General features: G+C 61.9%; 22 protein-coding genes. 3 read left to right on the top strand and 19 right to left on the bottom strand.

All coding sequences use genetic code 11. From position 1 onward, the window contains the following. Positions 1–2 precede the first annotated feature (2 nt). The 6 genes from EJ068_RS20165 to EJ068_RS20140 all read right to left on the bottom strand — a co-directional run bounded on the left by EJ068_RS20165 (position 3) and on the right by EJ068_RS20140 (position 6,346). Positions 3–1,079, bottom strand: coding sequence for an NAD(P)-dependent oxidoreductase (locus tag EJ068_RS20165; RefSeq protein WP_189512543.1), 1,077 nt, complete (start codon positions 1,077–1,079; stop codon positions 3–5). Between the two features lie 14 nt (positions 1,080–1,093). After that, the gene (locus EJ068_RS20160; RefSeq protein ID WP_129554819.1) at positions 1,094–1,903 is read right to left on the bottom strand and encodes a carbohydrate ABC transporter permease; all 810 of its coding nucleotides are present in this window, start codon (positions 1,901–1,903) and stop codon (positions 1,094–1,096) included. A gap of 1 nt (position 1,904) precedes the next feature. Beyond that, entirely contained in the window at positions 1,905–2,807 is a 903-nt protein-coding gene (locus EJ068_RS20155; RefSeq protein ID WP_129554818.1) for a sugar ABC transporter permease, read from the bottom strand. A gap of 71 nt (positions 2,808–2,878) precedes the next feature. Next, positions 2,879–4,192 carry an extracellular solute-binding protein gene (locus tag EJ068_RS20150; protein ID WP_189512540.1) on the bottom strand — a complete coding sequence of 438 codons (1,314 nt, stop codon included), beginning with the start codon at positions 4,190–4,192 and terminating at the stop codon, positions 2,879–2,881. Between the two features lie 119 nt (positions 4,193–4,311). Further along, on the bottom strand, positions 4,312–5,481 hold the full coding sequence (locus tag EJ068_RS20145; RefSeq protein WP_129554816.1) for a Gfo/Idh/MocA family oxidoreductase: 1,170 nt from the start codon (positions 5,479–5,481) through the stop codon (positions 4,312–4,314). A gap of 52 nt (positions 5,482–5,533) precedes the next feature. Beyond that, positions 5,534–6,346, bottom strand: a complete 813-nt coding sequence (locus tag EJ068_RS20140) for a ThuA domain-containing protein (RefSeq protein ID WP_129554815.1) — start codon at positions 6,344–6,346, stop codon at positions 5,534–5,536. Positions 6,347–6,457: 111 nt separating this feature from the next. Between EJ068_RS20140 and EJ068_RS20135 the strand changes: the two genes are divergently transcribed. From EJ068_RS20135 to EJ068_RS20125, 3 genes are all read left to right on the top strand, one after another. Continuing rightward, positions 6,458–7,222: a LuxR family transcriptional regulator gene (locus tag EJ068_RS20135; protein WP_189512537.1), complete on the top strand. Its 765-nt coding sequence runs from the start codon at positions 6,458–6,460 to the stop codon at positions 7,220–7,222. A gap of 70 nt (positions 7,223–7,292) precedes the next feature. Continuing rightward, entirely contained in the window at positions 7,293–7,883 is a 591-nt protein-coding gene (locus tag EJ068_RS20130) for an acyl-homoserine-lactone synthase (protein WP_129554813.1), read from the top strand. 100 nt (positions 7,884–7,983) lie between these two features. Then, entirely contained in the window at positions 7,984–8,403 is a 420-nt protein-coding gene (locus EJ068_RS20125) for a LysR family transcriptional regulator (protein ID WP_129554812.1), read from the top strand. On the opposite strand, the gene EJ068_RS20120 is transcribed toward EJ068_RS20125, so the two are convergent. From EJ068_RS20120 to EJ068_RS20060, 13 genes are all read right to left on the bottom strand, one after another. Then, positions 8,395–8,622, bottom strand: coding sequence for a DUF2274 domain-containing protein (locus EJ068_RS20120; RefSeq protein ID WP_129554811.1), 228 nt, complete (start codon positions 8,620–8,622; stop codon positions 8,395–8,397). The genes EJ068_RS20125 and EJ068_RS20120 overlap by 9 nt on opposite strands. Then, a complete protein-coding gene (locus tag EJ068_RS20115; protein ID WP_129554810.1) occupies positions 8,619–9,833 on the bottom strand; it encodes a TrbI/VirB10 family protein in 1,215 nt (404 codons plus the stop codon). The genes EJ068_RS20120 and EJ068_RS20115 overlap by 4 nt, the downstream gene beginning before the upstream one ends. Next, positions 9,830–10,834, bottom strand: a complete 1,005-nt coding sequence (gene trbG / locus EJ068_RS20110) for a P-type conjugative transfer protein TrbG (protein WP_245463163.1) — start codon at positions 10,832–10,834, stop codon at positions 9,830–9,832. Before trbG ends, EJ068_RS20115 begins: the two co-directional genes overlap by 4 nt. Positions 10,835–10,872: 38 nt before the next feature. Further along, positions 10,873–11,559 (bottom strand): conjugal transfer protein TrbF, encoded by a 687-nt coding sequence (trbF, locus tag EJ068_RS20105; protein ID WP_129554808.1) that lies wholly within the window; start codon positions 11,557–11,559, stop codon positions 10,873–10,875. Then, entirely contained in the window at positions 11,556–12,926 is a 1,371-nt protein-coding gene (gene trbL, locus EJ068_RS20100; RefSeq protein WP_129554807.1) for a P-type conjugative transfer protein TrbL, read from the bottom strand. The genes trbF and trbL overlap by 4 nt, the downstream gene beginning before the upstream one ends. Continuing rightward, positions 12,923–13,291: a putative entry exclusion protein TrbK-alt gene (gene trbK-alt, locus EJ068_RS20095; RefSeq protein ID WP_129554806.1), complete on the bottom strand. Its 369-nt coding sequence runs from the start codon at positions 13,289–13,291 to the stop codon at positions 12,923–12,925. The genes trbL and trbK-alt overlap by 4 nt, the downstream gene beginning before the upstream one ends. An 11-nt stretch (positions 13,292–13,302) precedes the next feature. Continuing rightward, positions 13,303–14,049 carry a P-type conjugative transfer protein TrbJ gene (gene trbJ / locus EJ068_RS20090; RefSeq protein ID WP_129554805.1) on the bottom strand — a complete coding sequence of 249 codons (747 nt, stop codon included), beginning with the start codon at positions 14,047–14,049 and terminating at the stop codon, positions 13,303–13,305. Next, on the bottom strand, positions 14,046–16,601 hold the full coding sequence (gene trbE / locus EJ068_RS20085; protein ID WP_129554804.1) for a conjugal transfer protein TrbE: 2,556 nt from the start codon (positions 16,599–16,601) through the stop codon (positions 14,046–14,048). Before trbE ends, trbJ begins: the two co-directional genes overlap by 4 nt. A gap of 14 nt (positions 16,602–16,615) precedes the next feature. Further along, complete coding sequence (locus EJ068_RS20080; protein WP_129554803.1) at positions 16,616–16,879, bottom strand: VirB3 family type IV secretion system protein; 264 nt, start codon at positions 16,877–16,879, stop codon at positions 16,616–16,618. Continuing rightward, on the bottom strand, positions 16,879–17,139 hold the full coding sequence (locus EJ068_RS20075; protein WP_245463479.1) for a TrbC/VirB2 family protein: 261 nt from the start codon (positions 17,137–17,139) through the stop codon (positions 16,879–16,881). The genes EJ068_RS20080 and EJ068_RS20075 overlap by 1 nt, the downstream gene beginning before the upstream one ends. A 117-nt stretch (positions 17,140–17,256) precedes the next feature. Beyond that, positions 17,257–18,189 carry a P-type conjugative transfer ATPase TrbB gene (gene trbB / locus EJ068_RS20070; protein WP_129555027.1) on the bottom strand — a complete coding sequence of 311 codons (933 nt, stop codon included), beginning with the start codon at positions 18,187–18,189 and terminating at the stop codon, positions 17,257–17,259. Between the two features lie 213 nt (positions 18,190–18,402). Continuing rightward, positions 18,403–18,804 (bottom strand): CopG family transcriptional regulator, encoded by a 402-nt coding sequence (locus EJ068_RS20065; RefSeq protein WP_189512674.1) that lies wholly within the window; start codon positions 18,802–18,804, stop codon positions 18,403–18,405. A 54-nt stretch (positions 18,805–18,858) separates the two neighbouring features. Further along, a complete protein-coding gene (locus tag EJ068_RS20060; protein ID WP_129554801.1) occupies positions 18,859–20,850 on the bottom strand; it encodes a conjugal transfer protein TraG in 1,992 nt (663 codons plus the stop codon). Positions 20,851–20,867 lie beyond the last annotated feature (17 nt).

Genomic DNA, 20,867 nt, shown 5'->3' with positions numbered 1-20,867 from the left:
CCTCAACGAATTGTCTCGCGGCCACGATTCAAGGCCATGCTCACGCTATTGTCGTCATTGGCCGGTTGCACCCCCACGAGGTACGACACCAGATCCGGTTGCGCACGCTGGAGATCGGCCGGTGGCTCGCCTCCAAGCATCCGCGCCAGATCCTTGACAATCATCCGCCCGATCAGATGCCGCCCGCCTTTGACCGCGGCACCACGATGGGGGGACAGGATCGCGTTCTGCAAGGTTCTGACACTGTCGTTCGAAGGGACCGGCTCGGCACTGAAGACATCCATGGCAGCGCGGATGCGCCCTTCCCGCACGGCCATCTCAAGCGCTCCGAAATCGACCACATGGGCTCTGCTGATCAGAACCAGCAGGGCGCCCGGCGGCATTGTGGCCAGGGTCGCCGCATCGATAAGACCCTTGTTGGCTTTGGTTGGCGATGCCGTTACAAACAGACACCGGCTTGATCGAGCAACCTGGTCAAGTGCCACCAGCTCCGCGCCATGCTGCTTGGCGATTTCAGAACTCAGCCAAGGGTCATAGGCCAACGTCTTCGGCTTGAACGGCGCAAGCAATCGACAGCATTCGCGCGCAATCGAGCCAAAACCGACGAAACCGATGGCCTGGCCATAGAGACTGAAATCAGTCGCGGCATTGTCGTCGAGCCAGTGCTCCTTGCCGACCCGGAAAGCCTCGTGCTCCTGCACGATTCCCCTCGCCCCAGCCAACGCAAGTGCAACCGCCATTTCCGCGACGGACGTGCGGAAGCCGGGCGCGCAGCACAGGACTTCGATCCCGCGACGAAAGCAGCTGGAATAGTCGATCGTGTCCGGAAAAGATCCCGAGACCTCGATGACCGCTTGCAGATTTTCTGCTCTCGCAATGTCGCCGGCGTCGAGCTTGGGTCGCGCCGAAATAATGAAACTCGCCCGGTGCAGGTTCTCTTCAAGAACCCTGCGCGGCATTGGTTCGTCCCGTGCCCAGACCAGTTCGCACAGCTGATTGAGTGCGCTGAAATCGGTCGCGCTGAACAGCTCGTCGAGTTGGCGCCAATGGGGGTCGAGGACAACAACGGGTTTTTGCATTTTCGCATCCATTTCTATTTGACTGCACCCGCCGTCATGCCGCGGACAAAGTGACGTTGGAAAATTATGAACAGAAGCACGACTGGCAGCGCCATAATCACTGCACCGGCGGAAAGGCTGGTAATGTCGCGCGTCTGGCCTCCCTGAAACATTAGCAGTCCGACAGCGAGCGTTCTCGACTGCTCGCGAGGCATCAGGACGAGCCTGAGAAGGAGGTCGTTCCAACTCCACAGGAACTCGAGCAATCCCGTGGTGACCACCACTGGCCTGGCGATCGGCAGGATGACTTTGCTGTAGATCTCCCACTCGCTGGCGCCGTCGACGCGCGCGGCGTCATGCAGCGACACGGGAATTTTCCTGAAATAAGAGGCAAACAGGAACACAAAAATCGGTAGCGCCAAGGCGACATCACACAGGATCACCCCCAAATGCGTTCCGATCAGTCCCAGGCTTCGTATTGAGGCATAAAGTGGCAGGACAATCGCCGTGACTGGCACCATCAGCCCCGCCAGGAATGCGAACCGGATCAGTTGCTTCCCCGGGAAGCTCATAAAGGTGAGCGCATAAGCGGCAAGAGAGGCGAACACGATCATGACAATCGCGTCGACAAACGAGATGATGAAGGAGTTGAAGAAGTATCGGCCAAAGCCGCCATCGGTCCAAACCGCCACATAGTGCTCGAATGTCCACACGTGGGGGATCGCCCAAGGCACATCCGCCTCCGCCGCAGGTTTCAATGAGGTGGAAATTGCCAGGACCGTCGGCGCGATCATCAGCAGCGCAAGGAAGCTGAAGGCGGTCAGAACCGTGTATCGCCTCGTCATATCAATCTTCCGCTTTGCTTTGCAGCCAGGCATAGATGCCCATTGCCAGTGTCACGATGACCAGCAACGCAACTGCGATGGCGGCCCCGTAGCCGTAGTCATTTTCAATGGCGCCGCGCTTGTACATGTAGGTCGACAGGATCTCGCTGGCGCGAACCGGACCGCCCTTGGTCATCGCCCAGATCAGGTCGAATGCCTTGAAGGCATGGGTGACCGTGAGGACGATGACGATAGCTGTCACGGGCCGGATCGCGGGCAAGGTGACATGCCAGAAGGTCTGTATCGGTGAGGCTCCGTCGATGACCGCCGCGTCATAGAGTTCCTCGTCGACAGCCTGCAGCCCGGCAAGAAAGATCACGATGCTGAGCCCTATGGTGGACCAGCAATGGGCAATGGCTATTGCAGGCAGCGCGGTATGCGAGTTGCCGAGCCACGGCATTGTCAGCCAATCCAGGCCTAGGCGAATGAGGACTGCGTTGATTGCCCCGTCGGGCTGATACATCCACCGCCATATGATGGCGGTCGTGATGGGCGCCATGACCACAGGTACCATGAAGCAGGTCTGGATAATGACGCGGCCGCGGCTTAAGCGCGCCATGACTGCGGCTGCGACGAGCCCCAGTCCGACATTGATGACGACGATGATTGCCGACCATTCCAGGGTATTGAGGAACGCTTCCCAGAATATTCTGTCGCTAAGTAAACCGGCATAATTGGCCAGGCCAATCCACTGCTTGACCTTGCTGATACCATCCCACTTCGTGAACGAGTACTGGATGACCGCCAGCGTCGGCAGCAGCGCAAACGCTGCGAAGAGGCCGAACGCCGGCAACACGAACAGGAACGCCGAAGCTGAAGCATAGAAATTAGAGACGCCTCGCGTGCGCACGCTGACAAGGGACATTGGATGGTCCTCGGGTTCTTCAATGAGGCTCGGCAAATGCGGCGGCCCAGATCCTGGACCTCCGCTGCCAGCTACGGCTTCAGCCCGCCGGGCTTCAGTACGCTGCCATCGGCTTTATCGGTTTGCCAGGCCGCCTCGATTTCATCATCGAATTGCTGCGGTGTCGTCTGGCCAAGAAGAAGCGCCTGGAGCCCATCATAAGTCAGGGTCGTTATGTTCTTGGGCGTAACGGTATCGAGATAGGCGTAGATCGTGCCATTGGCGCGGTCGCGATCGTTGAACGCCGCCATGGCCCGGGTAAGCTTGGGAAGATTTGCCTTGGGAAGCACGTCGGCGAGCGGACCAACCGGGGTCGTTCCCGCATTGAGCAGCGTCACACGGCTGGTCGGCGTAAACAGCAGGTAGTTGAGGAAGGCTGCTATCTCGTCCTTGTGACTGGAACTCGCGCTAATGTACCAGCCCGAGCCAATGCCCTCGGTCGGATAAAGCTTTTGAGTTGCCTCGAAAGGTGGCACCTGAAAGACGCCGAAATCATCGATGCGAGCACCCGCCGTAGCGACCCCAGTCTGGATCGCAAACGAGCCGGTAAATGTCATCGGGATCTTGCCGGCCCAGAATTTTTCCATGATCTCAGCATATCCGTCGGCCACCGGATTTGGTCCGAAATAGCCTTGCTGGGCCATGTCCTGAAGTCTCGCTGCGGCTTTGACGAATTCCGGCGCATTCCATGCGCCGTCGCCGAACATCACTTTCTGCAAACCGGCCGGCGAAGCATAGCGACCGAAGAGCATCGATTGCCAGTGGGAGATAGGCCATTTGTCGGCTCCGCCAAGCCCGATCGGCGTGTTGTAGCCCGCCTGCTTCAAGCTTTTGATCAACCCCTGGAAATCCTCCCAGGTCGACGGCACCTTCAAACCCAGCTTGTCGAAAATCGCCTTGTTGTAGAACATGCCGGTCGTTTCGACTTCATTGCCGACAGCCCACAGTTTGCCCTTCGATGACGTGACATCGACCACCGACTGGGGGATGAACTTGTCCCATCCATACTGCTTGTAGTAGCCGGTGAGATCGGCAACCAGCCCACCGTCGATGATGGCCGCTGGTTGGCCGGGACCTGTCCCATAGACGAAGAGTTCCGGCCCCTCGCCTGACGACAAGGACGGGATCAGCGCGGGGTTGAACAGGTCCGAGCTGTTTTTGGTGATAACGAATTTCGTTTCCGGGTGCTCGGCGTTGTAGTTGGCCGCCAACTGTTCATAGACAACGGTCTCCCCAGGCTCCCCAACCACAGAGACCTGTATCTCGGGCTGAGCCGCCGCTGCAGTGGCAGCCAATATCCCTGCAATCAAAAATGTTGAAGCTAACCCGACGCTCTTCGGCATCATTTCAGTCTCCTCCCTTGCTGCCATCCCTAAAACTCACTCCGTTGACGGCACTGTCTTGTAACCGGTTACAGTTCAATTGTAAACGGTTTCTTTTTTGGAAAATGCTGCACGTAGCGCGACTAGGCCAGGCGAATGTCAGCTATCGTGTTACGGGTGTGGAAGTCACACCAGACCGCGCCAGCTTCACTTGACGCAATCGCCGCCTCGACAAACTGTACGCCCTCCCAGCCGTCGAGGGCTGTCGGGAAGGAAATGCCGGCGGGCGCCGGGCTGCCGTTGCGCGCACTGCGAATTGCCGCTGCGATCTCGCTGTAGATAGCGGCAAATGCCTCCAGGTATCCTTCCGGATGCCCGGCAGGAATACGCGTCACACCGGCGGCTGCAGCCCCCGCAGCGCCCCGCGAGATTCGCTGCCGTGGCTCGCCCAGCGGCGTGTACCAGAGGTAGTTCGGTTCTAGGTGCCTCCACTCCAGGCCACCTCTGTCACCAAAGACCCGTACACTCAGATCGTTCTCGTTGCCCGGTGCAACCTGGGAAGCCCAAATGGAGCCCCGCGCACCGCCTTTGAAACGCAACAACACAAGCGCATCGTCATCGACGGGCCTGCCCTCAACGAAGGTGGAAAGCTCGGCCAGAATTTCCTCACTCTCCAGCTTGGTGATGAAGCGCAGCAAATTGAACGCGTGCGTTCCAATGTCGGCAATTGAACCACCTCGACCAGAACGCGCCGGATCGGTGCGCCACTCAGCCTGTTTGGAGCCTGCGACCTCTATCCGCTGCGTGAGCCAATCCTGGAGATACTCGACCTGGACCAGCCGCAACCGGCCGAGGCAGCCAGAAGCGCACATCTCGCGCGCCTGCCGGATCATGGGGTAGCCGGTATAATTGTAGGTGACTGCGCAAATCTTGCGTGCATCACGGGCGATTCCGACGATTTCGGCAGCGGACTGCGCATCCGTCGACAAGGGCTTGTCGCAAATGACATGGATGCCGCGCGTCAAGAAGATCTTTGCTATGGCGGCATGGGTGTTGTTTGGCGTCACGATCGAAACGGCCTCAATGCCATCTGCGCGCGCAGCCTCGCCTGCCGCCATGGCCTCATAGGAGGCATAGGCACGTGCAGGATCGATGTTCAGGTCAGAAGCAGAGGCGGCGGCAAGGATCGGATCGGAAGACAAGGCCGCGGCAACGAGCTCATAGTGGTCATCGAGACGCGCAGCAATTCGGTGCACGGGGCCGATAAAGGCTCCTCGCCCACCGCCAACCATACCAAGCCGGACGCGGTCCATGGTAACTCCAAAAGTTGCGATTGTCGGATGGTCCACCTGCTTGACGCAGGGGCTAGCGGTATCCCTCGCTGCCAGGTTCATGCAGCGATGGACCACGCGCCTCAATCGGCTCCAGAGCCTCATGCGCGGGAACGTTCGGCGCGTCGCAGATATCTTCCCTCGGCGCCCCCACGGGAGCTGCCCACCGAACGGCGTTGCGCAACACCTTGTGGACATTTCCGTCATGGTAAGTCGGGTAAGTCTCATGACCGGGGCGGAAATAGAATATTTTCCCGGCACCTCGCTGATAGGTGACTCCGGAGCGAAAAACCTCCCCACCCTGAAACCATGAGACGAACACCGTCTCCAGCGGCTCCGGTACGGCGAATGGCTCGCCGTACATTTCCTCATTCTCGAGTTGAAAGTAGCCAGGGAGACCCTCGGCAATTGGGTGGCTTGGATTGACTGCCCAGATCCGCTCGCGTTCTCCAGCCTCCCGCCATTTTAGGGAGCACGGCGCGCCCATCAGCGTCTTGAACACCCTTGAAAAGTGGCCCGAATGCAGGACAATCAATCCCATCCCTGCCCAAACGCGTTTCGTTACATTATCGACCGCTTGGTCAGATACGGCGCCATGCGCCTTGTGTCCCCACCAAACAAGAACGTCCGTCTCCGCCAGGATATCAGCGGAGCAGCCCTGCTCCGGATCCTGTAACGTGACGGTGCGCGCGAGAATGTGGGAGTCCGCAGACAGGGCTTGCGCGATCGTCGTGTGCAACCCATCCGGATAGATCGATGCCACAACCGGGCTTTCCCTTTCGTGGATATTCTCGCCCCAAACGGTGCATCGAATGGCAGCTGTAAGGCCTGGCGCCAGATTGGTCATTATCATTTATCCCTGTCGAAGCGAACAATGAGGAACGTCTGTAACCGGTTACAAATGTGTTGTAAACGGTTACAAGCGAAGATCACGATGAGTCGAACAGGACCCGTAAGGATGTCCACCTGGTCGAAGAGCACAACGAGAAACTGGCGCCGCAAGCTCGATGAAACTTATGCGTTCATGCTTGATGTCCAGCGCAGCAAAACGCCGAAGGACGTGACCAAGACGCTCCTCTCGTTCGCCGGAAAGTTCGGGACCACGAACATACTAGCGGGGATCATACCGCCTGCCAGTGCCTCGCGCCGTGAGCAGCTGTCCCATGTGCTCCTTGATCATTGGCCGGCTGAATGGACAGATCGCTATTTCTCGAAAGGCTATCTCTATCGCGACCCGACCATTCGCCTCGTCGCGCAGGGAAGTCAGCCGTTTGCGTGGCGAGACCTCGGCAATCTTGGCGAACTCTGGCCCGGCGGCTGTCGGATAATGGACGAGGCGGCCGAATTCGGACTGCGTGAAGGTCTGACGTTTTCGTTCCTGACTGTCGAGCGGCAGAGAGTGGGGCTATCCATTGCCGGTGAAAGGCTCGAACTGCCGCCTGGCGAGCAGGACGCATTCCTCCTTGTTGCTGCGTATGCGTTCGGAAAGGCCGTAATTCTGGCCGAAGGAACCGAAGAGCGGCAAACGGTCAACCTTTCGCCCCGCCAGCACGAGGTCCTGCAATGGGCTTCCCTGGGGCTGCCTGTCGAAGCTATTGCCGATCGCCTCGGGATCAGCAGCCATACGGCCGACAGTCATCTGCGCGCCGTGCGCGAAAGGCTGGGGGTCCAGAATACCGTCCACGCCGTGGCCGAAGCATTCAGGCTCGGCTTGATAGCCTAACCCACGGATTCACGTGATGCCCGAACGGGAATGACGACTGCCGGTTGACCTCAATCCGGAAGGACAACCGATGCTGCACATCATAACAAATGAAAACGTCGACCTCTATGCCGAGGAAATGCAACAGGCCTTCCATCTTCGCCACAAAGTATTTGTCGAAGAGAGAGGTTGGTCGGAGCTGCGACGCGGGGACGAACGGGAGATTGACCAGTTCGACAACGAGCATGCCGTTCATATGCTCTTCATCGACGACGATGGTCGTGTCATCGGCTATCAGCGTCTGCTGCCGTCAACGCAACCACATCTGCTGTCCGAGGTGCTTTACTCCCTATGTGAAGGCGATCGCCCCGTCGGTCCGAATATCTGGGAGTGGACGCGCTACTGTGTGGAGGCGGGCCACCGCGAGCGTGGCCGGATGCTGAGCCCGGTGGCCAATGCACTATTGTCGGGCGTCGTCGAGTGGGGCCTCCACAATGGCGTGGATACGATCATCATCGAGATGAACCCCCTCTGGCTGCTTAGGCTCGTGCAGCTGCATTTCAGGGTCACGCCTCTCGGGGTACCTCGCATAATCAGTGGCGAAGAGACACTGGCTGTCACTGCGAGCTTCGATGAGCGCACTCTCGCCAGGCTTCGCGAAATGAGCAATGCAGCTTCCTAGGCAGGTCGGTTGCGGCAGCATCTGTGCCTGGCGGCGTCGGCAAGCATCTCTATCGTCACCGCCAGGGCCGCTCCCACATGTATCTGGAGAAGGAAGCGCAATGCGGCGACAGATCCAGCTCCTCACGCTTGATTGCGCACTCGCTGTTGCCGAGGAAGGCAGTTTCCTCGGCGCCTCTCGACGCACCGGAATTCACCATTCTGCCCTCAGCCGGCGCATCCGCGATCTCGAGCATGCACTCGGAACCCCGATCTTCGAGCGGCATCCGGGCGGAGTCCGGCCAACTCCCGCCGGCGCGAGCTTGCTGCGCGACCTTCGTCGCGTCCTAAGCGACCTCGACGGGACACTCGCGACGGCGGGCGCGGCAAGGGGTCAGCAAGCCAGAAGCGTCACATTGGGTATCGAGACGCCCGCTCATATCACCGAGTTTCTGGACGAACTCATCGACTTCATCCGAAGCGCGCCCAATGTCAGTCTCCGCCTGGTAGAGACAAACCGCGCCGGGACAGACCTATCCTGACCTGGGCTTGCGTCGGGCGCGATTGAACGCCCTGTCCGTCGTCATGAACCGTGCAAGCATCGGCGCGATAAGTTTCACTGGATCAGCGACTGTCTTCCCGGTTTCAGTCCCAAGCACGTCTGCATAGGCGATGAGATCTCGGTGAACCGCAGCCGGCAGTTCGACCGTAATCTTGACCGGCCGATCGTCGGGAATGGCAGAGAGTTTCAGCTTCGTCATGACGGTGCCTTCACTGTTCCGTATGGCGCCAGCACGAGGTCGCGATTGACTATCACGCGAACTGGGAAACCCGGCCGGACGGTCAAGGTGGGCTGCACATCGAGCTGGCGACCAACGATCTGCCGACCGACATTACTCACCGAATCCTGTGCGCCTTCGCGGATGGCTTTGGCGATGTCGCTCTCGTCACTGCTGGATCCGAGCGACGTGCCGATACCCAGCAGCGTCGAGAGCGCGGCGGCTTGGAACAGCTGGCCCCAGTGATGGTCGACCTCGTCCTCAAGTCCGGAAAACCCCTCGGCGTCCGCACCCTGCTGGCGCTCCAGCACGATCGAGCTGCCGTCGGGCATGATGAGCCGGTTCCAGACCAGCAAAACACGCGACTGTCCGAAGGCGACCTGGCTGTCGTACTGGCCGATCAGTTTCGCGGCCTGCGGGATCAGCAGGTACGATCCCGTCGGACTGTCATATACATTCTCGGTGACCTGGGCGGCGATCTGGCCCGGCAGGTCTGAGCGAATCCCCGTGATCAAAGCTGCCGGAATGACCGACCCAGCTTGCACAACATAGGGCGAGGCCTTCCTGGCGACACGGTCAGGACTGGCGGTTCGGCGGTCCGGTTCTGCGTTGACGAAGGCGAGCTTGCGGTCCTGGCTGTTCTGGCGCGCGCCAGTGTCGAGTTGCGGCTGTCCCGTCGATGTCGCCGGACTGGCCAGCGAGCTCGTCATTGCGTCTTCTGCGACGGTGCCCTGCCGCCCTGAACTCGTTCGCATGTTGGTGCCGGCAAAGAGCTTTGCTACCCGCGCGGCCTCGACCTCGGCGAGGCGGCGCTGTTCTTCCGGATCAACGTGGGGCGCGCTGATCCCGGCCGCAGCCACCGGCCTTCCCTGCTCCTGTGCGCGCAGGATCGGACGGCCAAGATCCCCGGGCAGCGCGGGCCCAAGTTTTGGCACGCCGGCGTAATCCTTGGGCAACGCCTGCAGCCCATCGGCGGTCGAGCGGTTTTCAGTGGTGAAGAGCTCGGACGGTAGCTCGTTGTCACGCCGCCTGGAATCGAGCGCCCATACCAGCGCGCCAACGATCGCGATGCTGGCAACACCACCAAGGCCGACCAGCACCTTGCGCGACAACCGCATGACCCGGGCGGGTGCTGGCCGTAGCCGCAGGTCGGTTCGCAGGTCCTGGCTTGAGATATTTGCCGCCTCGCTCATCGGAACAGCCCCACGCTGCGCTGGGGCCGTCCATCGGTGCGCACGATGCGAACGCGCTTCTCACTCGTCTTGTCGCCGAGCCTCAGCTCGGCCGCGGCGAACAGCCGGTCGACGACATAGTAGTTCTGCCGTGCGCGGTAGTTGACCAGCTCGGAGCCCCCTGACGGGCCGATGACGAACAGCGGCGGCATCTCTCCCTGGCCAATGCCTGACGGGAATTCGATATAGACCTTCGCTCCATCGTCGAACGCCCGCAGCGGCTTCCAGGGTGCGGCGTCGCCCTCGATGCGGTAGCGGAAGTTGAGTTTCTGGACGTCGACACCGGCGGCTACCGGCTGGGCGGCCGAAGCCTGCGCGTTCTGGCGCCGCAGCGCGATCAGCTGATCCTGTGGATATTGCCAGGACACAGAGGCCATATAGGTCTTTTCGGTCGATCGCAGCTCGAGGTGATAGGTGCGGCGGTCGCTGTTGATGACGAGGTTGGTCACCAGATCGGGCCGCGTCGGCTTGACGAGGATATGGACCTGACGTCGCTCCCCTGCCCCGCTCTCGGTGTCGCCGACGATCCAGCGCACAGTGTCGCCGGCGGCCACAGGGCCCGAACCGACGAGCTGTTCGCCGGGCTGCAAGGCAATATCGGTCACCTGGCCGGGTGCGGCATAGACCTGGTAGAGCGCGCCTTCGCTCCAGGGATAGAGCTGGATGGCGTTGATGAAGCCGTCGCGAACCGGCTGCATGCGTGCCGCCTCATTGGCCTGGCTGATCCGCTGTTTGGGATCGGCGGGCTCCGCCTTCGTGCTCACGGTCCCGATCGGCTTCAACTGGCCCGGCAGCGGAAGGGGCTTCGGCAGCTCCACCACATTGACCGGGCTTGGCGGGTCGACCTTGCGGACGGCTGGCGTCGCTTCGTCATATCTGATCTCGGGCGGAATGTATTTTCTTGAGGCGCAGCCGGCGAGCGCCATTGCCGACAGCACGACTGCCATCGTCACAGTGTGCATGGAATCCAGCCTCTTCCTGCGAGTTTGCACAGCACACATCACGAAAGCTCCTTCGACCAGTTGATGGCGTTGACGTAGACACCGAGCGGATTGGCCTTCAGCCGGTCGGCGTCCCGGGGTTGCTCAATCACAATGGTCAAGATGGCGGTCCAGCGCTCGGTGCTGGTCAGGCTGCCGTTCTCGTAGCGGCGCTCGATCCACGCGACACGGAAGGAGTCCGGCGAGGCACGAATGACGCTGGAGACCTCGACGGCGATCTGGATCTTCCCAACCTTGGCAAAAGGGTCATTAAGGCGGGCATAGTCGTTCAACGAGATGGCACCGCGATCGGTGGTATAGTCGTAGGCGCGCAGCCAGTTCTGGCGCACGATCACAGGATCATCTGGAATGGCCCTCACCTGTTCGATGAAGCGGGCAAGGTGCCAGGCGAGCTGAGGATCGGTCGGACGATACCCGGCGACGGCGGGAGCGACCGCTTGCGCCTCACCAATCTTGTCGACCTCCACCACCCAGGGAACCACTGACCCCTGCGTCGACTGCCAGACCAAGGCGGAGGCGAAGCCACCGGCCAGCACCAGCGCGCCGAAGGCCATCATGCGCCAGTTCTTCGCCTGGACACGAGCCGAACCGATGCGCTCGTCCCAGACTTGGGCGGCACGCTGATACGGCGTCTCCGGTTGCGGTGTCTTGCCGTACCGAACAGAAGGTCTTCTGAAGATGCTCATTGGCGATCGTCCTGATTGAGGGAAACGTTCATCGAGCCGCCGCCGTGATCGCCTGAGCGGACGGAATGGGCGGCCATGCTGGCGCCATGGCTCATGGTCTGGCCGCTCTTCATGCGTGCAGCACAGGCCGGCGGGGATTGCGCACCGGGCGCCGCTGATGAGACCGGCGCCGAAGCGATCGCCTCCGACGGTCGCTCTCCGCCGGTCGCTGTCCATGCGGCCGAGCGACCAGCCTCATGACTGGAAGACAAGCCTGAAGCCGCGCGCGACATCGCCTGCTTCGCCGGCTGTGCGACCGCACCGGCGCCGGCACTGGCGACGCCCGCCATGCCGGCGGCAATCGCGCCGGCGCCGCTCTGTCCGGATGTGGCTGCGCCAAGTCCCCACGCCGTCGCCATGCTCCCGGCAAGATGCGCACCGCCGCGTGCCGCAGCTGCTGACATGCGTCCTCCCGCCCCGATCGCACCGGCAGCGCCACTCAATGCGGCCCGAGCACCCATGGCACCTGCCGCACCAAGGCCGACGGCAGCCAGGCTCGTGCCGACGGCAGCACCCGCACCAAGCTGAGGCGCACCTGAGACGAGGCCTGTCGCTATGCCGGGGCCGAAGATCGAAAGCCCCATCAGCGACAAGGCCCCCAGCACAAGCGAAAGCGCATCGGTGATCGTGGGCTCGTCCGCGCCAAAACCTTGCGTGAACTCGCCGAAGAGGCCCGAGCCAATTCCGACGATGACGGCAAGCACAAGGATCTTCACGCCTGAGGCGACGATGTTGCCGAGCACTTTTTCAGCAAGGAAGGCGGTCCGGTTGAACAGCGCGAAGGGGATCAGCACGAAGCCGGCAAGCGTCGTCAGCTTGAATTCGATCAGGGTGACGAAGATCTGAACGGCCAGAATAAAGAACGCGATCAGCACGATTGCCCAGGCGATCATCAAGACCGCGATCTGGACAAAATTCTCAAAGAACGAGACGTAGCCCATCAGCTGGCTGGCTGCCTGAAGGATCGGGTTGCCGGCGTCGATGCCCACCTGCGCAACGCGTCCCGGCTGCAACAGTGCGGAGCCGGAAAGGGCTGATCCTCCGGCCTTCAGGCCCAACCCTGAAAAACTCTCGAAGACGATGCCGGCAAGACGGTTGAAGTTGCCGATGATGAAAGCGAAGAAGCCGATATAGAGCGTCTTCTTCACCAGTCGGTGCAGCACGTCCTCGTCAGCGCCCCAGGCCCAGAACAGTCCCGCGATCGTGATGTCGATGACGATCAGGGTCGAGCTGAGAAAGGCGACCTCGCCGCCAAGCAGCCCAAAGCCGGAATCGATGTAGCGGGTGAACGTTTCCAGGAAGCGGTCGATGACACCGGTGTCGTTCATGGTGCCACCCTGTCCGGGCGCAAATGGTCTTGCGCGTAAGACGATGCGGGCGACTGTTCGGGCAAGAGCCGGCTTTGGTCCTTGTCGACAGACGTGGCCGCATAAGGCGACACGTGCGATGTCGGCTGAAGGAAACGCCGGCGATTTTCGACCCAGGCCTTCCTACAGGCCGCGTCGGCGATGGCGGCCATGCCGATGTTGCGACACCGGTCCAGTTCGGCCCTGGCCGGCTCGCCGCCCGGATGCGCAAAGCGCGGGGAGGACGCATCCTGCGAGCCGTCGCCGCGCAGCACCATGAAGGCGGCGGTCATGGCGGCGACAAGGGCGAGAACGGCTATCATCCGGGCGGCGATCTTGAGATTCATGGAACGTCACCTCAGTCGTGGAACATCTTCACGGATGACGGGCTGTAACCGCTGCCGGCCATGAAGCGGGTGAATTGCTGCTGCGCCTGTTCCTGCGCGGCGGCCTGCCTCGCCTGCTCCAGGGCGCTGGCGCGTCCCTGCGCGGCCAGCATCGCGGTCAGGTCGGCGATTTGCTTGGCTTGCACGGCCAGAAGCTGGTTGCCGGCCTGCGTCGCCTGCAGGATGCCGACGGCCGACTGGCTGGCGCCGACCAGCGCGCTCGTCTGTTCCTGTGTCGCCTCAATGTTGTCGGCGGCGACGGCCCCGGCCTTCAGCGAATGCTCGAACGCAGACACCGAGGTTTGCCAGCGCTCACGCGCGCCATCGACAAGCTGCTGGCTGGAAAGATCCGAACCGAAGTTCTGGTAGGTCGAGGCAAACTGGCTATCGATGTCCTGGACGCTGTAGGCGAGCTTGTCGGCTTCGCCGAGCAGGATCTTCATCTGCGAAAAATTGCCTTCGATCTGCTCCAGGAGAGATGTCGGCAGCGACGTCAGGTTCTTCGCCTGGTTGATCAGCATCTGTGCTTCATTCTGAAGCGAGGTCACCTGGTGCTGGATCTGCTCCAGGGCGCGGGCTGCCTGGAGGAGGTTCTGGCTGTAGTTGGTCGGATCAAAGACGATGAGAGCCGAAGCTGGCGCCGAGGACAGGGTAATCGCGATTGCGACGATGCCTGCAGCCTTGCCACGGAAACGAAGGATGCTACGGAGGGAATTCATGGCGAAGGATCCTTTGCTAACGGTTCGGTGACGTTGGTGAGATCGGGAACGATGTCGGCAGCCCAGCGGAGGCCGCGATCGGCAAGCCAGGCTTCGAGGAAATGTTCTCTGCCGATCTCCTTGATGATGCGGCCGATCGCAGCTTGGTCGGATTTGGAGGACGCGGCGCAAAGTGCGAGCGCGATCGGGGCGAGGCCCAGCTCGAACAGCCGGTTGCCGCGCCGGCTCTGGCAGTAATAGTCGCGCTTCGGCGTTGCCCGGGCGACGATCTCGATCTGGCGGTCGTTGAGACCGAAGCGCCGGTAGATTTCGGTGATCTGCGGCTCGATGGCCCGTTCGTTCGGCAGAAACAGCCGCGTCGGGCAACTTTCGACGATGGCCGGCGCGATCCTGCTGCCGTGGATGTCGGAGAGCGACTGCGTGGCAAAAATCACCGAGGCATTCTTCTTGCGAAGGGTTTTCAACCATTCGCGGAGCTGATCGGCAAAACCGCCGTCGTCGAGCGCCAGCCAGCCCTCGTCGATGATCAGCAGCGTCGGCCGTCCATCCATCCGCTGCTCGATGCGGTGGAAAAGATAGGCAAGCACGGCGGGCGCCGCGCCCGTGCCGATTAGCCCTTCGGTTTCGAATGCCTGGACCGAGGCCTCGCCAAGACGCTCATGCTCGGCATCGAGGAGCCGTCCAAAGGCACCGCCAACGCAGTAGGGCCGAAGCGCCTGCTTCAGCGGCGATGACTGCAGCAGCACCGTGAGGCCGGTCAACGTCCGCTCCTGGACTGGTGCGGAAGAAAGCGAGGTCAGCGCCGACCACAGATGCTCTTTGACCTGCGGCGTGATGGGGACGCCCTCGCGCAGAAGAATGTCGACCAGCCAGTCGGCCGCCCAGGCTCGCTCCGGCGTATGATGGATGCGGCTGAGCGGCTGCAGCGAAACGGCATCAGCATCGACATCGTCCGAAAGGTCCGCGAGGGTCAGCAGGGCAAGCGGATCGTTCTGGCTCGCTGCGCTTGTCGCGTTGCCGCCCAGATTGTGCCAGTCGCCATCCATGGCGAGCATGGCGGCCCGGATCGAGCCGCCGAAGTCGAATGCGAAAATCTGGTTGTTCTCGTAACGCCGGAACTGAAGCGCCATCATCGCCAGCAGCACCGACTTGCCCGCGCCTGTCGGGCCGATGACCAGCGTGTGGCCAACGTCGCCAATATGCAGGCTGAACCGGAATGGCGTTGCACCTTCCGTCCTGGCGAAGAACAGCGGCGGCGCGCCAAGATGCTCGTCTTCAACGGGACCTGCCCAGACCGCCGATAGCGGGATCATATGGGCGAGGTTGAGCGTCGAGAGCGGCGGCTGGCGGACATTGGCATAGACGTGGCCGGGAATGGAGCCAAGCCATGCCTCGAGGGCGTTGACGCGTTCGGCGCTGCAGGTGAAGTCCTTGCCCTGGATGACCTTCTCGACCAGCCGAAGTTTCTCGTCGGCGACCAGCGAATCGCGATCCCATACCGTCATCGTCGCGGTGACGTAGGCTTGTCCGACCTGGTCGGAGCCGAGGTCCTGCAGGGCCGCGTCCGCATCGGCCGCCTTGTTGGCGGCATCGGTATCGACAAGCACCGATGCCTCATTGGTCATCACCTCCTTGAGAATCGCGGCTATCGATTTGCGTTTGGCGAACCACTGGCGGCGGATCTTCGTCAGCAACCGGGTGGCATCGGTCTTGTCGAGCAGGATCGCCCGCGTCGACCAGCGGTAGGGAAAGGCAAGCCGGTTGAGATCGTCGAGGATCCCGGGATAGGTCACGGTGGGAAAGCCGATGATGGTCAGTGTGCGCAGATGGCTGTCGCCGAGCCGCGGCTCCAGTCCGCCGGCGAGCGGCTGATCGACCAGAAGGGCATCGAGATGCATGGGCGTATCGGGAACACGCACATGATGGCGGTTGGTCGAGATCGTCGAGTGCAGGTAGGTGAGCGTCCCGGCATCGTCGAGCCACTCGACTTCGGGAACGAAGCCCTCGACCAGGTTCAGCACCCGGTCGGTCCGGTCGACGAAGCCTTTCAACAACTCCTTTGGATCAACGCCGCTGGTCGCCCGACCCTCATAGAGCCAGCTTTCCATTCGCGAGGTCTCCTCGGCCGGCGGCAGCCAGACGAAGGAGACAAAATAGCTGCTCTCAAAGAGCTCACCCTCCGACCTCTGATGGCCCCACTGGAGCGCGTCATGGTTGGCTTGGCCCTCGAACTGTTCGCGACGTTCAAGATCGACCAGGGCCGAAGCGCTGTCGGGAAACAGACCTTCGGGATAGTGTTGCGCGGCAAGCCGAATGGCATCGACGAAGATCGCCCAGCCGGAGCCGAGGCGGCGCAGCGCATTGTTGAGCCGGGCTGTCGTTCCGACCAGCTCTGCCGGCGTGGCGGAATCCAGGTCGGGACCGCGAAAGCGCGCCGTCCTTTGAAAACTACCGTCCTTGTTGAGGACCACGCCCGGCGCGACCAGCGCCGCCCAAGGAAGATAGTCGGCAAGGCTGGCGGTCTTCCTGCGGTACTCTGCGAGATTCATCATTGGGCGAAGACCTCTCAGCAGCCGAAATGTGCGGGATAGCGAAGGTGCCTACGAACGACGTCGACGAACTGGGCGTCGCGCTTCGCGGCCCAGACGGCTGCGAAATGGCCGATCGCCCAGAGGATCAGACCGGCAATCCACAGGCGCAGGCCGAGCCCGATCGCGCCGGCCAGGGTGCCGTTGGCAATGGCGACCGTGCGTGGCACGCCGCCAAGAAGGATCGGTTCGGTCAGCGCGCGATGCACCGGCGCGAAGAACCCGCGGATATCCTCATCCATCAGATCAGCGCCCCGCCGCCGAACGAGAAAAAGGACAGGAAGAACGAGCTGGCTGCAAAGGCGATCGACAGGCCGAAGACGATCTGGATCAGGCGCCGAAATCCGCCGGAGCTGTCGCCGAACGCAAGCGACAACCCGGTGACGATGATGATGATCACCGCCACGATTTTGGCGACGGGACCCTCGACGGACTCCAGGATCTGTTGAAGCGGCTCCTCCCAAGGCATGGATGAGCCCGCGGCCTGCGCCGGCGCGATCATCGCAGCCGCAACCGCGGCAATCGCGGCGCCACGCGGCAGGATCGTATCGAGCTTGCGGACAGGCGATGAAATCATGAAAAGCGGATTCATTCTGCAGCTCCTATGGGGAATGGGAATTCAGGGGTGGTCGGTGTCGATCCTGGCCTCCAGCAGGCGGTAGTCGCCGGAGGCGGGATCGAGACCGTCGACAAGCGCAATCTCGACGAGACGGCGGGCCGACCCGCGGCCGGCGAGGACGGCTATGAGGTCTACGGTTTCGGCAATAAGCAGGCGCGGGACCGTGACCACGGCTTCCTGCACGAGTTGCTCCAGACGACGCAGGGCGCCCAGGGCGGAACTAGCGTGGATGGTGCCAATGCCGCCGGGGTGTCCAGTGCCCCAGGCTTTCAACAGGTCGAGCGCCTCTGCGCCACGCACCTCGCCGATCGGGATGCGGTCGGGCCGAAGCCGCAATGACGACTTCACCAGATCGGATAGGGAGGCGACACCGTCCTTTGTCCGAAGCGCAACGAAATTGGCCGCAGCACACTGCAGCTCACGCGTATCCTCGATCAGCACGACGCGATCAGTGGTCTTCGCAACCTCCGCCAGCAGCGCGTTGACCAGGGTGGTCTTTCCCGTCGACGTCCCGCCAGCCACCAGGATATTCTTGCGCCTTTCGACGGCGAGCCGCAGCACGGCGGCCTGGTTGTCCAGCATGACGCCAGCGGCGACATAGTCCTCGAGCGCAAAGACAGCCACGGCCGGTTTTCGGATGGCGAACGTTGGCGCCGAAACAACCGGCGGCAGCAAGCCCTCGAAACGTTCGCCTGTCTCGGGCAATTCGGCCGACACGCGCGGCGAACCCGCATGCACTTCCACGCCGACATGGTGGGCGACGAGACGGACGATGCGCTCGCCGTCGGCGGGGGCCAGAAATTCGTCGGTGGCCGAAAGCCCCTCCTTCAGCCGGTCGACCCAGAGTCGCCCATCCGGGTTGAGCATCACCTCGACGATCGCCGGGTCTTCAAGGAAACCCGCGATGGCGGACCCAAGCGCCGTTCGCAGCATTCGCGCGCCGCGCGATATGGCTTCCCTGTCAGGCTGAAAATTGATCGCCACGCTGATCCCCATTCATCGCGGCTAACTGGTTGGTGCCGCGGTCGGGATGATTAGAAGAGGCAGGAACTCTGGGTTTACAACAAGCAAAACCACGGATCGCGCCAAGGCGTGCACAGACTTGCAAAATGCGGTGCGAGGATCTCGCAGGGTTGGCGACGGCCTCTATCGCTCAGCAGAATCATCGATGCCGGCTGGCGAGGCAGGCGGGACGTCGTCAGCGATTTCCTGCCTGAGTTTTGGTCCCTTGCTCAAGCGGCGGCCAAGCGCGTCCACGAACGCGTCATAACGCTGCAGACCTTTGGCGCGGGCCTCGGCCTGCGCGGATTCCGGCAATGCCGGCGTCGAGTTCAGCCAGAAGCGGACGAACAGCGCCAAGGTCTCGATTGCGATGCCGACATCACGCTCGACCCGCTGCACGCGGCGGTCGACCTGGTCGAGGCGACGGGTGATTGCAGCCTCCTTTCGCTCCTCGGCATCCGGCGAGAGGAACGAGGCGATCGCTGCCTCGGCAATCAGCGACAGCGAGACCTCTCGCCGCGCTGAATAATCGGCAAGCGCCTTCATGACGTCTGGGTCGAGATAGGCCGAGAGCCGTTTTTTCTTGGCAGCCTTCACGTTTCAAAGCTCGATGCCATCATTGGGATCAAGTGCGGCCTGACGCGACACCTGCCGCATTGCGCGGTCAAGAGAACGCCGGCGGACGGCATCGTCGTCGGGCTCGTCCCGATCTAGGTCGAACTCGTCTATGCGCCCTGTTGTCCGCTCGGGCGCAATGTCCTCATGGTCCGGGAGCTCGGGCTGCCGGCGGATGCCACCATTGGCCGGATCCTCATCCAGTCCATTTGCGGGTAGCGGCGGCGCTACAGGACTGGGCTCGGGCACCGCCTGGACTGCTGTCCAGTCGTCGCGAGGCGATGTGCCCGCGACCGCTTCAGGTCTGGGTGGCGGAAGAACCCGTTCGGCAAGCCGCTGATCGGCGAAATAGCGTGCCTTCTTCGCCCGGATCGGGAACAGGCCCGATACCATGACGATGGCGTCGGCGGGCGGAAGCTGCATGATCTCGCCCGGTGTCATCAGAGCGCGCGCCGTCTCCTGCCGCGAGACCATGAGATGCCCAAGCCAGGGCGACAATCGGTGGCCGGCATAGTTCTTCATGGCGCGCATCTCGGTTCCCGTTCCCAGCGAGTCGGACACGCGCTTGGCAGTACGCTCGTCATTGGTGGCGAAGCTGACGCGCACGTGGCAGTTATCGAGAATGGAATTGTTGGGCCCATAGGCCTTTTCAATTTGGTTGAGCGACTGCGCGATCAGGAATGACTTGATGCCGTAGCCCGCCATGAAGGCCAGCGCGCTTTCAAAGAAATCGAGCCGGCCGAGTGCCGGAAACTCATCCAGCATCATCAACAGGCGTTGGCGCCGGTCTTTGGCGTGCAGATCTTCCGTCAATCTACGGCCGATCTGGTTGAGAACCAGCCGGATCAGCGGTTTGGTACGGCTGATGTCCGATGGCGGCACGACCAGATAGAGCGTCGTTGCCCGCTCGCTCTCGACAAGGTCGGCGATCCGCCAGTCACAACGAGACGTCACCCTGGCCACGACCGGATCGCGATAGAGGCCCAGAAAGCTCATGGCAGTCGAGAGCACGCCGGAGCGCTCGTTTTCCGATTTGTTGAGCAATTCGCGCGCGGCTGACGCCACGACCGGATGCGGACCGGCGTCTCCGAGATGCCTGGTCAACATCATCGTGCGCAGCGTCGTCTCGACCGGCCGCCGTGGGTCGGAAAGGAAGTTTGCGACACCGGCGAGCGTCTTGTCCGGTTCGGCATAGAGGACATGCAGGATGGCGCCAACAAGCAGCGCGTGGCTGGTCTTTTCCCAATGGTTCCTGCGTTCCAGCGAGCCCTCGGGATCGACCAGCACGTCGGCGACGTTCTGGACATCACGCACTTCCCATTCGCCTCGCCGCACTTCGAGCAGCGGATTGTAGCCGGCAGACGCGGCATTGGTCGGATCGAACAGAAGCACTCGCCCAAAGCGTGCACGCCATCCGGCCGTCAGTTCCCAGTTCTCGCCCTTGATGTCGTGGACGATCGCCGAGCCAGGCCAGGTCAGCAGTGACGGCACGACGAGGCCAACACCCTTGCCGCTTCGGGTCGGCGCAAAGCACAGCACATGTTCGGGACCATCGTGACGCAGATAGTCCCGGTCCAACTTACCAAGCACCACGCCGTCCGGACCGATCATGCCTGCGGCACGAATTTCGTCGAAGGTCGCCCAGCGCGCGGAGCCGTAGGTGGCCGCGTTCTTCGCCTCACGTGCGCGCCAAACCGACATTCCAATGGCCACCGCAATCGCGATGAAGCTACCGCTTGCCGCTATCAGCGCGCCCTCGACGAATATCTCAGGCGCGTAGGCATCGTAGAAAAACCACCACCAGAAAAATGCAGGCGGCGGATAGATGGGCAGGCCGGCAAACACGAACCACGGCGGCCCAAGCTGCGGCTGGAAGCCGAGGCGCCAAGCCGTCCATTGTGTGGCGCACCAAGTGGTGAGAAGCACTATCAAAAGGGCAGTGAGGACCTGACCCCACAATATCCTGGTCGCCGGCATATTTCGTTTCCCGGATA

The sequence above is a fragment of the Mesorhizobium sp. M2A.F.Ca.ET.043.02.1.1 genome (assembly GCF_003952405.1).
GTDB lineage: Bacteria > Pseudomonadota > Alphaproteobacteria > Rhizobiales > Rhizobiaceae > Mesorhizobium.
Note: the sequence above shows the minus strand (reverse complement) of the source record. Positions and strands in the feature narration are given on the sequence as shown.

Excerpts from the sequence above, each read along its gene's own strand:
- EJ068_RS20165 (WP_189512543.1), bottom strand. The coding sequence starts at position 1,079 with ATGCAAAAACCCGTTGTTGTCCTCGACCCCCATTGGCGCCAACTCGAC.
- EJ068_RS20160 (WP_129554819.1), bottom strand. The coding sequence starts at position 1,903 with ATGACGAGGCGATACACGGTTCTGACCGCCTTCAGCTTCCTTGCGCTG.
- EJ068_RS20155 (WP_129554818.1), bottom strand. The coding sequence starts at position 2,807 with ATGTCCCTTGTCAGCGTGCGCACGCGAGGCGTCTCTAATTTCTATGCT.
- EJ068_RS20150 (WP_189512540.1), bottom strand. The coding sequence starts at position 4,192 with ATGATGCCGAAGAGCGTCGGGTTAGCTTCAACATTTTTGATTGCAGGG.
- EJ068_RS20145 (WP_129554816.1), bottom strand. The coding sequence starts at position 5,481 with ATGGACCGCGTCCGGCTTGGTATGGTTGGCGGTGGGCGAGGAGCCTTT.
- EJ068_RS20140 (WP_129554815.1), bottom strand. The coding sequence starts at position 6,346 with ATGACCAATCTGGCGCCAGGCCTTACAGCTGCCATTCGATGCACCGTT.
- EJ068_RS20135 (WP_189512537.1), top strand. The coding sequence starts at position 6,458 with ATGTCCACCTGGTCGAAGAGCACAACGAGAAACTGGCGCCGCAAGCTC.
- EJ068_RS20130 (WP_129554813.1), top strand. The coding sequence starts at position 7,293 with ATGCTGCACATCATAACAAATGAAAACGTCGACCTCTATGCCGAGGAA.
- EJ068_RS20125 (WP_129554812.1), top strand. The coding sequence starts at position 7,984 with ATGCGGCGACAGATCCAGCTCCTCACGCTTGATTGCGCACTCGCTGTT.
- EJ068_RS20120 (WP_129554811.1), bottom strand. The coding sequence starts at position 8,622 with ATGACGAAGCTGAAACTCTCTGCCATTCCCGACGATCGGCCGGTCAAG.
- EJ068_RS20115 (WP_129554810.1), bottom strand. The coding sequence starts at position 9,833 with ATGAGCGAGGCGGCAAATATCTCAAGCCAGGACCTGCGAACCGACCTG.
- trbG (WP_245463163.1), bottom strand. The coding sequence starts at position 10,834 with ATGCACACTGTGACGATGGCAGTCGTGCTGTCGGCAATGGCGCTCGCC.
- trbF (WP_129554808.1), bottom strand. The coding sequence starts at position 11,559 with ATGAGCATCTTCAGAAGACCTTCTGTTCGGTACGGCAAGACACCGCAA.
- trbL (WP_129554807.1), bottom strand. The coding sequence starts at position 12,926 with ATGAACGACACCGGTGTCATCGACCGCTTCCTGGAAACGTTCACCCGC.
- trbK-alt (WP_129554806.1), bottom strand. The coding sequence starts at position 13,291 with ATGAATCTCAAGATCGCCGCCCGGATGATAGCCGTTCTCGCCCTTGTC.
- trbJ (WP_129554805.1), bottom strand. The coding sequence starts at position 14,049 with ATGAATTCCCTCCGTAGCATCCTTCGTTTCCGTGGCAAGGCTGCAGGC.
- trbE (WP_129554804.1), bottom strand. The coding sequence starts at position 16,601 with ATGATGAATCTCGCAGAGTACCGCAGGAAGACCGCCAGCCTTGCCGAC.
- EJ068_RS20080 (WP_129554803.1), bottom strand. The coding sequence starts at position 16,879 with ATGGATGAGGATATCCGCGGGTTCTTCGCGCCGGTGCATCGCGCGCTG.
- EJ068_RS20075 (WP_245463479.1), bottom strand. The coding sequence starts at position 17,139 with ATGATCGCGCCGGCGCAGGCCGCGGGCTCATCCATGCCTTGGGAGGAG.
- trbB (WP_129555027.1), bottom strand. The coding sequence starts at position 18,189 with ATGCTGCGAACGGCGCTTGGGTCCGCCATCGCGGGTTTCCTTGAAGAC.
- EJ068_RS20065 (WP_189512674.1), bottom strand. The coding sequence starts at position 18,804 with ATGAAGGCGCTTGCCGATTATTCAGCGCGGCGAGAGGTCTCGCTGTCG.
- EJ068_RS20060 (WP_129554801.1), bottom strand. The coding sequence starts at position 20,850 with ATGCCGGCGACCAGGATATTGTGGGGTCAGGTCCTCACTGCCCTTTTG.